The 14,159-nt window shown below is 61.4% G+C and carries 16 protein-coding genes and 1 riboswitch; of the genes, 8 read left to right on the forward strand and 8 right to left on the reverse strand.

Annotated features, from left to right (window positions below; all coding sequences use genetic code 11):
* The 5 genes from ACQZ6J_RS00005 to sugE form a co-directional block, all read left to right on the forward strand.
* On the forward strand, positions 1 to 442 hold a 442-nt coding region (locus tag ACQZ6J_RS00005), incomplete at its 5' end, for a zinc-binding dehydrogenase (protein WP_449081058.1).
* Positions 443 to 563: 121 nt separating this feature from the next.
* On the forward strand, positions 564 to 1,139 hold the full coding sequence (gene gfa, locus ACQZ6J_RS00010; RefSeq protein ID WP_449081060.1) for an S-(hydroxymethyl)glutathione synthase: 576 nt from the start codon (positions 564 to 566) through the stop codon (positions 1,137 to 1,139).
* A gap of 88 nt (positions 1,140 to 1,227) precedes the next feature.
* Entirely contained in the window at positions 1,228 to 1,692 is a 465-nt protein-coding gene (locus ACQZ6J_RS00015; RefSeq protein ID WP_163991131.1) for a YaiI/YqxD family protein, read from the forward strand.
* Positions 1,689 to 2,522, forward strand: coding sequence for an S-formylglutathione hydrolase (gene fghA / locus ACQZ6J_RS00020; protein WP_449081062.1), 834 nt, complete (start codon positions 1,689 to 1,691; stop codon positions 2,520 to 2,522). The genes ACQZ6J_RS00015 and fghA overlap by 4 nt, the downstream gene beginning before the upstream one ends.
* Positions 2,523 to 2,664: 142 nt before the next feature.
* Positions 2,665 to 2,979 (forward strand): quaternary ammonium compound efflux SMR transporter SugE, encoded by a 315-nt coding sequence (gene sugE, locus ACQZ6J_RS00025; RefSeq protein WP_163991117.1) that lies wholly within the window; start codon positions 2,665 to 2,667, stop codon positions 2,977 to 2,979.
* Between the two features lie 10 nt (positions 2,980 to 2,989).
* Here sugE and ACQZ6J_RS00030 read toward each other — a convergent pair whose 3' ends face one another.
* The 8 genes from ACQZ6J_RS00030 to ACQZ6J_RS00065 form a co-directional block, all read right to left on the reverse strand.
* Complete coding sequence (locus ACQZ6J_RS00030; RefSeq protein ID WP_449081065.1) at positions 2,990 to 3,376, reverse strand: DoxX family protein; 387 nt, start codon at positions 3,374 to 3,376, stop codon at positions 2,990 to 2,992.
* A gap of 137 nt (positions 3,377 to 3,513) precedes the next feature.
* Entirely contained in the window at positions 3,514 to 3,906 is a 393-nt protein-coding gene (locus tag ACQZ6J_RS00035; RefSeq protein WP_163991113.1) for a DoxX family protein, read from the reverse strand.
* Between the two features lie 123 nt (positions 3,907 to 4,029).
* Positions 4,030 to 5,562 carry an acyl-CoA carboxylase subunit beta gene (locus tag ACQZ6J_RS00040; RefSeq protein WP_449081067.1) on the reverse strand — a complete coding sequence of 511 codons (1,533 nt, stop codon included), beginning with the start codon at positions 5,560 to 5,562 and terminating at the stop codon, positions 4,030 to 4,032.
* Positions 5,563 to 5,625: 63 nt separating this feature from the next.
* On the reverse strand, positions 5,626 to 6,096 hold the full coding sequence (locus tag ACQZ6J_RS00045; protein ID WP_163991109.1) for a hypothetical protein: 471 nt from the start codon (positions 6,094 to 6,096) through the stop codon (positions 5,626 to 5,628).
* A 69-nt stretch (positions 6,097 to 6,165) separates the two neighbouring features.
* The gene (locus ACQZ6J_RS00050; RefSeq protein ID WP_449081069.1) at positions 6,166 to 6,951 is read right to left on the reverse strand and encodes an ATP12 family chaperone protein; all 786 of its coding nucleotides are present in this window, start codon (positions 6,949 to 6,951) and stop codon (positions 6,166 to 6,168) included.
* Positions 6,952 to 6,960: 9 nt separating this feature from the next.
* A complete protein-coding gene (locus ACQZ6J_RS00055) occupies positions 6,961 to 7,614 on the reverse strand; it encodes an HAD-IA family hydrolase (RefSeq protein ID WP_449081070.1) in 654 nt (217 codons plus the stop codon).
* A complete protein-coding gene (locus ACQZ6J_RS00060; RefSeq protein ID WP_449081072.1) occupies positions 7,611 to 8,609 on the reverse strand; it encodes an RluA family pseudouridine synthase in 999 nt (332 codons plus the stop codon). Before ACQZ6J_RS00060 ends, ACQZ6J_RS00055 begins: the two co-directional genes overlap by 4 nt.
* A 187-nt stretch (positions 8,610 to 8,796) precedes the next feature.
* A complete protein-coding gene (locus ACQZ6J_RS00065; protein ID WP_449081074.1) occupies positions 8,797 to 9,330 on the reverse strand; it encodes a copper chaperone PCu(A)C in 534 nt (177 codons plus the stop codon).
* 168 nt (positions 9,331 to 9,498) lie between these two features.
* Positions 9,499 to 9,586: riboswitch (glycine riboswitch) on the forward strand.
* Positions 9,587 to 9,734: 148 nt separating this feature from the next.
* On the opposite strand from ACQZ6J_RS00065, the gene gcvT reads away from it, so the two are divergent.
* The 3 genes from gcvT to gcvP are packed head-to-tail and all read left to right on the forward strand — an operon-like array spanning position 9,735 to position 14,123.
* Positions 9,735 to 10,871 carry a glycine cleavage system aminomethyltransferase GcvT gene (gene gcvT, locus ACQZ6J_RS00070; RefSeq protein ID WP_449081076.1) on the forward strand — a complete coding sequence of 379 codons (1,137 nt, stop codon included), beginning with the start codon at positions 9,735 to 9,737 and terminating at the stop codon, positions 10,869 to 10,871.
* Positions 10,872 to 10,896: 25 nt separating this feature from the next.
* Positions 10,897 to 11,259, forward strand: coding sequence for a glycine cleavage system protein GcvH (gene gcvH, locus ACQZ6J_RS00075; RefSeq protein WP_163991097.1), 363 nt, complete (start codon positions 10,897 to 10,899; stop codon positions 11,257 to 11,259).
* Positions 11,259 to 14,123: an aminomethyl-transferring glycine dehydrogenase gene (gene gcvP / locus ACQZ6J_RS00080; protein ID WP_449081078.1), complete on the forward strand. Its 2,865-nt coding sequence runs from the start codon at positions 11,259 to 11,261 to the stop codon at positions 14,121 to 14,123. The genes gcvH and gcvP overlap by 1 nt, the downstream gene beginning before the upstream one ends.
* Positions 14,124 to 14,159 lie beyond the last annotated feature (36 nt).

The following is a 14,159-nucleotide window of genomic DNA, read 5'->3' on the forward strand; positions in this document are numbered from 1 at the left end:
CTTCGGCATGACGCATTTCGTCAATCCGAAGGAAGTGGGCGACGACATCGTGCCCTATCTCGTCAACCTGACGAAGCGCGGCGCCGACCAGATCGGTGGCGCCGACTACACCTTCGACTGCACCGGCAACACCCGGGTGATGCGCCAGGCGCTGGAGGCGAGCCATCGCGGCTGGGGCAAGTCGGTGGTCATCGGCGTTGCCGGCGCCGGCCAGGAGATCTCGACGCGTCCGTTCCAGCTGGTGACGGGCCGCAGCTGGATGGGGACGGCCTTCGGTGGCGCGCGCGGCCGCACCGACGTTCCGAAGATCGTCGACTGGTACATGGAGGGCAAGATCATCATCGATCCGATGATCACCCACACCATGCCGCTCGAGGACATCAACAAGGGCTTCGAGCTCATGCACTCAGGCGAAAGCATCAGAAGCGTGGTGCTGTACTAAAAGACTGCCTGAGACTTAGACGGCACAAGGGAACGCTGCACGACTTTGAATGGCACACGGCCTTTTCGCAAATCAATCCGGATTTGGGAGGCCGTGGGCAACCAAGGAGGAGGAGCTGAACATGCCAAGTCAAGTATCGATACATCCGGCGCTCGACGGCGGAGTGAAGGCAGGACAGGCGAATTTCAGCGGTGGGACGCTCGTTTGTGCCTGCACCGATCGCCCGGTCAAAGTCGCGATCACCGGCGGGATTGCACACAATCACGCCTGCGGCTGCACCAAATGCTGGAAGCCGCAAGGCGCCGCCTTCTCAGTCGTTGCCGTGACGGCCCATGAAAACGTGAAGGTTCTCGAAAATGGCGACAAGCTCGCGATTGTCGATCCGGACGCGTTGATCCTCCGCCATGCCTGCAAGGCGTGTGGTGTCCACATGTATGGACCGGTGGAGCGAGACCACGCCTTCAAGGGGCTTGATTTCATCCATCCGGAACGTTTCCAGGAGAGTGGCTGGCCGGAACCCACATTCGCGGCCTTTGTTTCGTCCATTATCGAATCGGGAACGCCGCCGTCTGCGATGACCGCCGTTCGCAGCCGGCTGAGAGAACTTCGTCTCGAGCCCTACGACTGCCTCTCGCCGACATTGATGGATGTCATCGCCACCTTTGTGGCGAAAAAGGCGGGCACCTTGAGGGAATAAATCTGGCCCCATGCGTGGGACTTCGATAAACCGCGACTGCGCGTTCGGTCGGACGCGCAGCGCTCATCATGATAAAGTTCCGTTGCCAATGATCTATGTCGATGCCGATGCCTGTCCGGTGAAGCCGGAGATTTTGAAAGTGGCCGAGCGCCACGGCATCGAGGTGACCTTCGTTGCCAATTCCGGGCTCAGGCCGTCGCGTGATCCGATGGTCCGCAATGTGATCGTCTCCAATGCTTTCGACGCCGCCGACAACTGGATCGCGGAACATGCCGGTCCCGGCGATATCGTCGTGACGGCCGATGTTCCACTGGCCGGGCGCTGCGTCGCCGCCGGAGCGGAGGTGACCGGGCCGACCGGCCGCATCTTCGACAAGACCAACATCGGCATGGTGACGGCCATGCGCGATCTCGGCGCGCATCTTCGCGAAACCGGCGAAAGCAAGGGGTACAATGCCGCCTTCTCGCCGCGCGACCGCTCCGCCTTTCTCGAAACCTTCGACCGGCTTTGCCGGCGTGCAAAAGCCTATCAATCGCCTGGAGACCAGCCGTGAACATCATTTCCCAGAACACCGCATTCGGCGGCATGCAGGGCGTCTTTTCGCATGATTCCGAAGCCTGCAAATGCGAGATGACCTTTGCCGTCTTCGTGCCACCGCAGGCGATCCGGGAGCCTCGTCCCGTCCTCTGGTATCTTTCAGGCCTCACCTGCACCCATGCCAACGTCATGGAGAAAGGCGAATATCGCCGCATGGCCGCCGAGCTCGGCCTGATTATCGTCTGCCCGGACACCAGCCCGCGCGGCAACGATGTGCCCGACGAACTGACCAATTGGCAGATGGGCAAAGGCGCCGGCTTCTATCTCGACGCCACCGAAACGCCCTGGGTCGAAAACTATCGGATGTACAGCTACATCACGGAAGAGCTGCCCGGTCTCATCGCCAGGCAATTCCGGGCAGATATGAGCCGTCAGGGCATCTTTGGCCATTCCATGGGCGGCCATGGCGCCATGACGATCGCGCTGAAGCATCCGGAGCGCTTCAAGAGCTGCTCCGCTTTCGCCCCAATCGTCCAGCCGTCGACGGCCGACTGGTCGGCACCCGCCTTCGAAAAGTATCTCGGCAGCGACAAGTCCGCATGGAGACGATACGACGCCTGCTCGCTCGTCGAAGATGGCGCCCGCTTCCCCGAATTCCTGATCGACCAGGGCAAGGCGGACAGCTTCCTCGAAAGCGGTCTCCGTCCCTGGCTGTTCGAAGAAGCGATCAAAGGCACCGGCATCGGCCTGACGCTGCGCATGCACGAGCGCTACGACCACTCCTACTACTTCATCTCAAGCTTCATGGACGATCATCTAAAGTGGCACGCCGAACGTCTGGCGTGAAACCGGCCAGCATTCACGTCATGCCTTGAAATGCGCAAGCGGCAAAGGCATATAGGAACCACGCAGACGACTGCGGCGGCCAGCATCCATAGCCGGCCGTAGACATCGCGGGGACGGCCTCGCTCTTAACAAGGAGCGTAAAATGGCTTGGTTCCTGCTTTTCCTTGCAGGCTTGTTTGAAATCGGCTGGGCAGTTGGCCTCAAATATACCGATGGCTTCACCCGGCTCGTGCCGACGGCCCTTACCGTCGTTTCCATGGTCATCAGCGTCGTGCTGCTCGGCCTCGCGGTGAAGACCTTGCCGATGGGCACGGCCTATGCGGTTTGGACCGGCATAGGCACGGTCGGCACCGTTCTGCTGGGCATATGGTTGCTGGGCGACCCTGCAAATCTTGTCCGCGTGCTCTGCATCGGCCTGATCGTCGCCGGCATTGCGGGCCTCAAGCTCACCGCCTGACGGGTTGCCGCTATCGGCGCTGGCGATTGTCCAGCGCCCAATCCCCCGGTCCGGAAAACACCATGAACAGGAAGATGAAGCAGAACAGGATCGCGCCGTCTCCCTGGTTGTTGGCCGGGAAAAAATTGATCGGCATGTGCACCGTGAAATAGGCGATCGCCATTTCGCCGCTGAGGAGAAAGGCGACGGGTCGGGTGAAGAGTCCGAGCAGAACAAGAATGCCGCCCACGAGTTCCAGCATCCCCGCCACGAAGAACAATGTCGTAATGTCATAGGGCGCCGGCGGAAAGCCGAACAGCTTCTGGCTCCCGTGTTCGATGAACAAAATGGCCGTCATCAATCGCAGCATCGCGAGTGCAGACGGCTGGTAAGGCGACAGGCGCTCGGAAAGTGACATGAAGATCTCCGTTCGAATTTGGGATGCGGACGAGATCTTGTCGAAAGCCTCCCGCTCCGCTGATAACGGAATCAACACGCGAGAGACGATTTTATTCGCCGGGCCCGATGATTGATCGAGCCCGGCGCAGGTATGATTTACTTCTTCTTGTTGTCGATCGCCAGAAGGCCCGGGCCTGCGAAGATCAGGAACAGGAAGACGAAGCAGTAGAGGATGGCTGCATCGCCGCCGTTGTTGGCGGGGAAGAAATTCTTCGGATAGTGCGCCATGAAATAGGCGACCGCCATGTTGCCGCAAAGGATGAAGGCGACGGGACGGGTAAAGAATCCGACGATCGTGGCCAAGCCGCCGACGACCTCGATGATACCCTGAACCAGAAGCAGGGTCGGCAGCGGGCTTGGAAACTGCCCGCCGGGCGGAAAGCCGAAAAGCTTCTGCAGGCCATGTTCGATGAACAACACGCCGGTGACGATACGCAATACAGTAAGAGCATGGGGCTGATATTGATTCAGCCGATCGGAAAGCGCCATTTTTAACTCCAGTTTCAACTCCCCCTGCAGGAATCTTTAGAGCGACCTGCCTGAGACGGGAAAACACGGCTTCTGACGTCCAATCAATTTTCCGTGTGAAATCCGTGGCTTGTTGTCACAGTTTCACAGCGGAATGTTGTCGTGCTTCTTCCAGGGATTGGTCAGATCTTTGTTGCGCAGCATCCGCAGCCCCTGCGCCAACCGTCTGCGGGTGGAGCGCGGCATGATCACTTCGTCGATATAGCCGCGTTCGGCGGCAACGAAGGGAGAAAGGAAGCGGTCCTCATACATCTTGGTATGGGCTGCGATCTTCTCCGGATCGGCAATGTCCTTGCGGAAGATGATCTCGACCGCACCCTTGGCGCCCATGACCGCGATCTGCGCCGTCGGCCAGGCATAGTTGAGGTCGCCGCGCAGGTGCTTCGAGGCCATAACGTCATAAGCGCCGCCGAACGCCTTGCGGGTGATGACGGTGAGCTTCGGCACTGTCGCTTCGGCATAGGCAAAGAGCAGCTTGGCGCCGTGCTTGATCAGGCCACCATATTCCTGTGCGGTTCCCGGCAGGAAACCGGGCACATCGACGAAGGTGACGATCGGGATGTTGAAGCAATCGCAGAAGCGCACGAAGCGCGCGGCCTTTCGCGATGCGTCGCTATCGAGAACGCCGGCCAGCACCATGGGCTGGTTGGCGACGAAGCCGACCGTGGCACCCTCGATACGGCCGAAGCCGCAGACGATATTCCTGGCAAAGCTTTCCTGTATTTCCAAGAAGTCGCCCTCGTCGGCGACCTTCAGGATCAGTTCCTTGATGTCGTAGGGCTTGTTTGCATTGGCGGGAATCAGCGTATCGAGCGACGTGTCCGGCTCGGTGACGGATTGATGGCACTCGATCTCAGGCACCGCCGCCGTGTTCGACTGCGGCAGGAAATCGATGAGGCGGCGCACCTGCAGCAGCGTGTCGATATCGTTGTCGTAGGCGGCATCGGCGATCGAGGATTTCGTCGTGTGCACCGAGGCGCCGCCGAGCTGCTCGGAGGTCACTGTCTCGTTCGTGACCGTCTTCACCACATCCGGGCCGGTGACGAACATGTAGGAGGTGTCGCGCACCATGAAGATGAAATCAGTCATGGCGGGAGAATAGACGTCGCCGCCGGCACAGGGACCCATGATGATGGAAATCTGCGGAATGACGCCGGAGGCGAGCACATTACGCTGGAACACCTCGGCATAGCCGCCGAGTGCTGCAACGCCTTCCTGGATGCGGGCGCCACCGGCATCATAGATGCCGATGATCGGCGCCCGGTTCTTCAGCGCCATGTCCTGTACCTTGGTGATCTTTTCCGCATGTGCTTCCGAAAGAGATCCACCGAAGACCGTGAAATCCTTGGCAAAAAGGAAAACGGTACGGCCGTTGACCGTGCCCCAGCCCGTCACGACGCCGTCGCCGGCGATCTTGCTCTTGTCCATGCCGAAATCGGTCGAGCGATGTTCGACGAACATGTCGAACTCCTCGAAGGAACCCTCATCGAGAAAGATGTCGATGCGCTCGCGGGCGGTCAGCTTGCCGCGCGCGTGCTGCGCGTCTATTCGCACCTGCCCGCCGCCCAGTCTGGCAACCTCGCGGCGGCGTTCCAGTTCCTGTAGGATTTCCTTCATGCGGCCCTCTCTCCATTGCCACTCGGGCTTAGCATGATGCGCGCGTCGTTTGAAGCCGCCGGCTCAGTTTGCCAGCCGCGGCGTGTTCAACGCGAATATCGAGCGGATGCGGGCGGCTATGTCCTCCGCCATCAGCTCATCCGCCGTGGCGGGATCCGGAGCGACCGTTCTGATCTCGAAGGACGCCATGGCGACCACCGCGCCCCCATCCATCGCCGCCGCGTCGATATTGATTTTGGCGCTGTTGCGATCCCGATTGAAGCCGCGGGCACGGCGGACATCGGTGAGCCGGACAGTCAGGGCGACCTGCGGCAAGGTGGTCGTGCGGGTGGTGGATGTGATTGCAGCATTGACGCGATCGTTGACGGCGGCGACCAGGGCCGGCGATACCGGCGGCAAAGCCTGATCCGCCACCACAGTCGCGCTACGCACGTCATAGGCGGCAGGCGGAGGTTCGACAGACCAGCTCGAGCATGCGGCCAATGCCAAACATACCACGAGCGCCGACACGGCTCTCGACCTCGACAACAACATGATCCCTGCCCCGACTTTCAAACCCGCAAGTTATGCAGATCGATATAAAGGACTGAAATCCAACAATATTCAACTGCGAAGCGCAGAAAAAACGTCGGTCGCGGCCTGAAACTCCTCAAAACGCTGTGCACGGCGCTGTTCGGCTTCTTCGTCGCTGCCCCAATGCTCGATCGTCCAGTCTTCATCGAGATGGGCAAGCGACCACACATCGGCAAGCGGGAGGAAGCCTTCGGCAAATGCAAGCGCCAGGATCGCCGAGCCGGTGAGCGTCGTGATCGTATGCAGGCTGGCAAGCTCCATCGGCGTGTCGTATTTGCGCAATGCGGCGGAAAAGGCCGTGATGGCTTCGCCGGGCTGTTCCTGATGTATGACGCCCTCGGCCAGAATGAAGCGGGCGCCGATGTCGCGCGCCGCCCATTCGATCACCGGGTTCCAGCGCGCCGACTGCCGCTCGACAAGCCGCTCGGGCCCGTCAGCGCGGTAACTGAGCAGATCGCTGCCGGAGAAACGGACGATTTCGTCGAACACGGCCTGGCTCTCCGTCGCAACACCGTCGATAGCCGTGTTGACGAGGCGTGTGACCGGCATGGTCGAGGGATCGATCACGTCGACCTGCCGTACCCACTCGGCAGCCACCAGCTTGGCAAGCGCTTCCGTCGGCAAAGCCAGGGAATGCCTTGCCGGCGTCTTGATAACCTTTCCGTCGAGCGCGATGGCATGGCCGCCCTCGCCTTGATTGATCGTGACATCCTTGTAGAAGCGCTTGGGCAACGGCTTCTTCATCTGGATCTGCGCGCGGCGGATCGGATCTGGATGGCTCAGACCCTCGGAAAGGTCGTTCAACAGGTCGCGCATGGCGTCACCTCAGAGAATATGGCTCAACAAATCGTTCGGATGGTGGGCGATGGCATCGGCCCCGGCTGCCAGCAGATCCTCGACGGAGGCATAGCCCCAGGCGACGCCGATGGCGGTCGCACCCGCCGCTTTCGCCATCTGCATGTCGTAGATCGCATCGCCGATGACGATGGTATCGTGCGGATCCATGCCGGTTTCATCGCAGCATTCCGTCACCATCGCCGGATGCGGCTTCGACGGGCAATCGTCGGCTGTACGCGAGACGATGAAATAGGGCGTGAAATCGTTGACGGCAAGAATATGGGTCAGGCCGCGGCGGGATTTACCCGTCACGGCGCCGAGCAGCAGCTCTTCATGCGCGGCAAGCGTCTCGATCAGCGGCTTGATGCCATCGAAGAGAGGCGTCTGCATGTCCGCTTCGTCGCGCACGTCGGGAAAGATCGATTTGTAATGCGCGGTCATGGCGACCGCTTCCTCATCGACATGCGGCTTGCCCTGCAGGCGGGCGATGGCGATATCCAGCGTGAGGCCGATGATCGACTTGGTGGCGGAGACGTCCGGGCGCTTGTAGCCGAAAGCCACGAAGGTTCGTGCCATGACCTCGTGGATCAACCGCACGCTATCGACCAGCGTGCCATCGCAATCGAAAAGAACCAGCTTCATTCGTCGTCCGGCTCCCCTGCCGATGCCATGTCAAGTCCGAGAAGGTTCCAGGTCTGCACCATATGCGGCGGCAGAGGAGCGGTTACGCGCAGGCGGCCGCCGTTCGGATGCGGAATATCGATATGGCGGGCATGCAGATGCAGCCGCTTCTGCACGCCGCCCGGGAAATCCCAATTCGGATCGTCGTCGAAATATTTGGGGTCGCCGATGATCGGATGGCCCATGTGCAGCGCGTGGACGCGCAGCTGATGGGTGCGGCCGGTATAGGGCTCCATCTCAAGCCAGGCGAGGCTCTGAGCGGCGGTTTCGAGCACGCGATAATAGGAGATGGCGTGATCGGCGCCCTCCTCCCCATGCTTGGCGATGCGCATGCGGTCGCCGTCAGGCGTCGCTTCCTTCACCAGCCAGGTCGAAATCTTGTCTTCATGCTTGCGCGGCACGCCCTTTACCAGTGACCAGTAGGTCTTCTTGGTGTCGCGTTCACGGAAGGCGGCCGTCAATTTCTGCGCTGCGCCACGGGTGCGGGCAACGACCAGAACGCCCGACGTGTCGCGGTCGAGACGGTGCACCAGGCGCGGCTTCTCGCCCTTCTTGTTCGTCCATGCCTCGAGCATCTTGTCGATATGGCGGGTAAGGCCGGAGCCACCCTGCACGGCGAGGCCTGCCGGCTTGTTCAGCACATAGACCTTGTCGTCTTCATGCAGCAGCATCCGCGCAAGCAGCTCGGCATCGCCGGAATGTTTGAGGTCACTGCCGGCAATGGGGCCACTCTTCGGCCCTTTGGCGTCGACATCCAGCGGCGGCACGCGCACCATCTGCCCTGGCTGAACCCGCGCGTCCGTCTTCACGCGACCTCCGTCGACACGCACCTGACCGGAGCGCATCAGCTTCTGCAATTGTCCGAAGCCGAGCCCCGGAAAATGCACCTTGAACCAGCGGTCGAGGCGCATGCCGGCCTCGTCAGGCTCGACCTCAATATGCTCAATCCCGGCCATTCTTCTTCTTTCAAATACCGCGGCATGTCCCAGGAGGTGTCAGACGATCGCTGGACGGGGTTCATGCCTATTCAAACGACGAGACCATAGGCCCCGCGGCCGGACATTTTCCGGCCTTTTGACGTGGCTTTAGAGCATTTCGAGGAAAAGTGGAAATCGGAATTGCGCGGCAGAATGATTTTCTGGCTCAGTTTCCCTTGGCGGAGACGACGGGCAGATTGATATCGACCATGCCCGCCTTGTCGAACATCAGCATTACGGCCACCGTGCCGCCCTGCTTGAAGGGTGCCTTCACCTGCTTGAACATCATGTGCATCGTGTTCGGCGCAAGCGTCACGGTGGCCCCGGCCGGAATGGCGATGCCACCCTTTATCTCGCGCATCTTCATGATCTCGCCGTCCATCTTCATTTCGTGCAGTTCGACCTTGCCGGCCGCCGATGACGTCACCGAGGTCAGCCTGTCGTCGGACTTGCCGCCGTTGTGGATGGTGATGTACCCGCCGCCGACCGGCTGGCCGGGAAGCATGGCGCGAACATAGCCGCCGCTGATATCGAGATCGCCCAGTTTGGCCCCGGCGGAGCCGGAAGGCGCCGCGCCGGCATCCATGTGCATTCCGGGCATCGACTTCATCGTGCCGTTGTCCTGCGCCATCGCCCCGCCGAGGGAAAGTGAAAATGCGCCGATCGAAATCAGCAGTGCGGCGGCGTGGTTGCGGTTCATCTTCATCTCCTGCCCGGCTCCTCAAACGACGAAAAGGGATAGCCTCTCCCATGTCCGTTGCAAAGGCCCGTAATCATTGCCAAACGCAGGATTGATCGGCGCGACAAAAATTTGTTCAGCGGCGACATTTGCCCCTTGCCATCTCTGCCCGGGACCGGATAATGGCACTCGACCTTGTTGGGAGAATCCGGTGCAAGCCGGTGCCGAAGGAGCAACCGCCCCGGAAACTCTCAGGCCAAAGGACCAGCAAGGGGCAGACGGAACTCTGGAGAGAAGCGCGCAAGCGTTCGCCGAAGGGATAACAATCTCAGGCAAACAGACAGAGGGGGCTCATCGTCAGGCGCAGTCGCGCCGAAATTGTGAGCTCAGCGCTTCGAAACGAGCGCAAAACCCGGAGGCGTCATTTGGACGAGACCGCTGCCCTCAAGACAACACCCCTTCACGCCCTGCATGTGTCTCTCGGTGCCCGCATGGTGCCGTTTGCCGGCTACGACATGCCGGTGCAATATGCCCCCGGCGTCCTGAAGGAACATCTCTGGACTCGATCGAATGCCGGCCTGTTCGATGTGTCGCATATGGGTCAGGTGACGATCCGCGCCCGCTCCGGCAAATATGAAGATGCTGCGCTCGCCCTGGAAAGCCTCGTGCCGGTCGATATCCTCGGCCTCGCCGAAGGCCGCCAGCGCTACGGCTTCTTCACCGACGACAAGGGCGGCATTCTCGACGATCTGATGATCACCCATTTGGACGACTATCTTTTCGTCGTCGTCAACGCTGCTTGCAAAGAGCAGGATTTCAAGCATCTTCAAGATCATATAGGCGATAGCTGCGAAGTTACATTACTCGATCGCGCGCTGATTGCCCTGCAGGGACCGCGCGCCGTCGACGTGCTTGCCGAACTCTGGGCCGATATCGCCTACATGAAGTTCATGGACGTGCGCCATTGTCGCCTCCACGACGTCTCCTGCCTCGTGTCGCGATCAGGCTATAGCGGCGAAGACGGTTTCGAAATCTCCGTTCCGTCAGACAAGGCCGAGGATATCGCCAAGCGATTGCTGGAACATCCCGACGTTCAGCCCATCGGCCTCGGCGCCCGCGACTCCCTTCGCCTCGAAGCCGGTCTCTGCCTCTATGGCAACGACATCGACGAGACGACGACGCCGGTCGAAGGCGCGCTCGAATGGGCCATCCAGAAGGCCCGCAAGACCGGCGGCATCAGAGCCGGCGGCTTCCCCGGTGCAACCCGTATTCTCGCCGAACTCGATGGCGGCACGTCGCGCCGCCGCGTCGGCCTGAAACCCGAGGGCAAGGCACCGGTTCGCGGTCACGCCAAGCTTTATGCCGATGCCGAAGGCAAGGCCGAGATTGGCGAAGTCACGTCTGGCGGTTTCGGCCCCAGCGCCGAATCCCCGGTCGCCATGGGCTATGTGCCGACCGAATTCACGGCGCCCGGCACCACCGTTTATGCCGAGGTGCGCGGCAAGTATCTGCCGGTCGCCGTAAGCGCGCTGCCTTTCATCAAGCCTACCTACAAACGCTGAACGTCTTTTCCAGAGAGGATTATCCATGCTGAAGTTTACCGAAGAACACGAGTGGCTGAACATTGAAGGCGATGTCGCAACCGTCGGCATCACGGCGCATGCGGCCGAGCAGCTCGGCGATCTCGTGTTCGTGGAACTGCCCGAGGTCGGCGCCAGCTTCTCCAAGGGCGACGATGCGGCAACCGTTGAATCCGTCAAGGCGGCGTCCGAAGTCTATTGTCCGCTCGACGGAGAGATCACCGAAGTCAACGAAGCCATCACCGCCGACCCGGCGCTCGTCAATTCCGACCCGATGGGTGCCGGCTGGTTCTTCAAGCTCAAGCTGAAGAATGTGAGCGATGTCGATGGTCTTCTTGATGAATCCGGTTACAAGGAGCTGATCGGATAATGACGACGCCTACGGAATTCACATTCACCGATTACCAGCCATACGATTTTGCCAATCGCCGCCATATCGGCCCGTCTCCCTCCGAGATGACCGACATGCTCAAGGTGATCGGCTATAAGAGCCTCGATGGCCTGATCGACGCGACGCTGCCACCGGCCATCCGCCAGAAGACGCCGCTCTCCTGGGGCGCGCCGATGACCGAGCGCGAGGCGCTCGACAGGCTGCGCGAGACCGCCAACAAGAACAAGGTTCTCGTTTCGCTGATCGGCCAGGGCTATTACGGCACGATCACGCCGCCGGTCATCCAGCGCAACATTCTGGAGAACCCGGCCTGGTACACCGCTTATACGCCCTACCAGCCGGAAATCAGCCAGGGCCGCCTCGAGGCACTGCTGAACTACCAGACGATGATCAGCGACCTCACCGGCCTCGATGTCGCCAACGCCTCGCTGCTCGATGAAGCGACCGCCGCGGCCGAAGGCATGGCGATGGCGGAACGCGTCGCCAAGTCGAAGGCAAAGGCCTTCTTCGTCGACGCCGACTGCCATCCGCAGACCATCGCGCTGATCCGGACCCGCGCCGAGCCGCTCGGCTGGACCGTCATCGTCGGCAACCCCTTCACCGATCTCGATCCCGTCGACGTCTTCGGCGCGGTCTTCCAATATCCCGGCACGCATGGCCATATCAACGACTTCAGCGGCCTGATCGCCCGCCTGCACCAGACCGGCGCAATCGCAATCGTCGCCGCCGATCTGCTGGCGCTGACGCTGCTGAAATCTCCGGGCGAAATGGGCGCGGATATCGCCATCGGCTCCTCGCAGCGCTTCGGCGTGCCGGTCGGCTACGGCGGCCCGCATGCGGCCTATATGGCGGTCAAGGACGACTACAAGCGTTCCATGCCCGGGCGTCTCGTCGGCGTTTCGGTCGACGCACGCGGCAATCGCGCCTATCGCCTGTCGCTGCAGACACGCGAGCAGCATATCCGCCGCGAAAAGGCGACGTCGAACATCTGCACCGCACAGGTGCTGCTCGCCGTCATGGCCTCCATGTATGCGGTCTTCCACGGTCCGCAGGGTCTCAAGGCGATCGCCCAGCAGGTCCACCAGAAGGCTGTCCTGACGGCCAAGGGGCTGGAAAAGCTCGGCTACGCCGTCGAGCCCGAAACCTTCTTCGACACCATCACCGTCGAAGTCGGCCATATGCAGGGTCTCATCCTGCGCGCGGCCGTCGCCGAAGGCGTGAACCTGCGCAAGGTCGGTGAAACGAAGATCGGCATCAGCCTCGACGAGCGCACCCGCCCGGCGACGGTGGAAGCCGTCTGGCGCGCGTTCGGCGGCGATTTCCGCATCGCCGATTTCGAGCCGTCCTATCGCCTGCCGAAGACCCTGCTGCGCACCAGCGAATATCTGGCGCATCCGATCTTCCACATGAACCGCGCCGAAAGCGAGATGACGCGCTACATCCGTCGTCTCTCCGACCGCGACCTGGCGCTCGACCGCTCGATGATCCCGCTCGGCTCCTGCACCATGAAGCTCAATGCGACGGCGGAAATGCTGCCGATCACATGGCCGGAATTTTCGGATATCCATCCTTTCGTTCCGGCCGACCAGGCGCTCGGCTACCGCGAGATGATCGACGACCTCACGGACAAGCTCTGCGCCGTGACAGGCTACGACGCCTTCTCCATGCAGCCGAATTCCGGCGCGCAGGGCGAATATGCAGGCCTCCTGACCATCCGCAATTACCATATTGCCAATGGCCAGGGACATCGCGACATCTGCCTCATCCCGACCTCCGCGCACGGCACCAACCCGGCCTCGGCACAGATGGCGGGCATGAAGGTCGTGGTCGTCAAGGTCAGCGACGACGGCGATATCGACATGGCCGACTTCCGCGCCAAGACCGAGCAATATGCCGACAACCTCTCCTGCTGCATGATCACCTATCCCTCGACGCACGGCGTTTTCGAGGAGACGGTGAAGGAGATCTGCGATCTCGTGCACAAGCATGGCGGTCAGGTCTATCTCGACGGCGCCAACATGAACGCCATGGTCGGCCTGTCGCGTCCGGGCGATATCGGTTCCGATGTCAGCCACCTGAACCTGCACAAGACCTTCTGCATCCCGCATGGCGGCGGCGGTCCCGGCATGGGCCCGATCGGCGTCAAGGCGCATCTGGCGCCGTATCTCCCCGGTCACCCGGAAACGGACGGCCGCAGCGGTGCTGTCTCGGCGGCAGCCTTCGGTTCGGCCTCCATCCTGCCGATCTCCTGGAGCTACTGCCTGATGATGGGCGGCGAAGGCCTGACGCAGGCGACGAAGGTGGCGATCCTCAACGCCAACTATATCGCCGCCCGGCTGAAGGGTGCCTATGATGTGCTCTACAAGTCCGAGGCCGGACGCGTCGCGCACGAATGCATCATCGATACGCGCCCGCTGGTCACAAGCGCCGGCGTGACGGTCGACGATGTCGCCAAGCGCCTCATCGATTGCGGCTTCCACGCGCCGACCATGAGCTGGCCGGTTGCCGGCACGCTGATGATCGAGCCGACCGAATCGGAAACCAAGGCCGAGCTCGACCGCTTCTGCGAGGCAATGCTGGCCATCCGCGAGGAAGCCCGCGCCATCGAGGACGGCCGGATGGACAAGACCAACAACCCGCTGAAGAACGCACCGCATACGGTGGAAGATCTCGTCGGCGAGTGGGATCGTCCCTATTCGCGCGAACAGGCCTGCTTCCCGCCCGGCGCCTTCCGCGTGGACAAATACTGGTCTCCGGTCAACCGCATCGACAATGTTTACGGCGACCGCAATCTGATCTGCACCTGCCCGCCGCTGGAATCCTACGCCGAGGCCGCGGAGTAGGATTTTTACGAAAAAGCGAAGCGGTTCAGTCGCTTC

This window comes from Rhizobium sp. A37_96, from assembly GCF_053521765.1.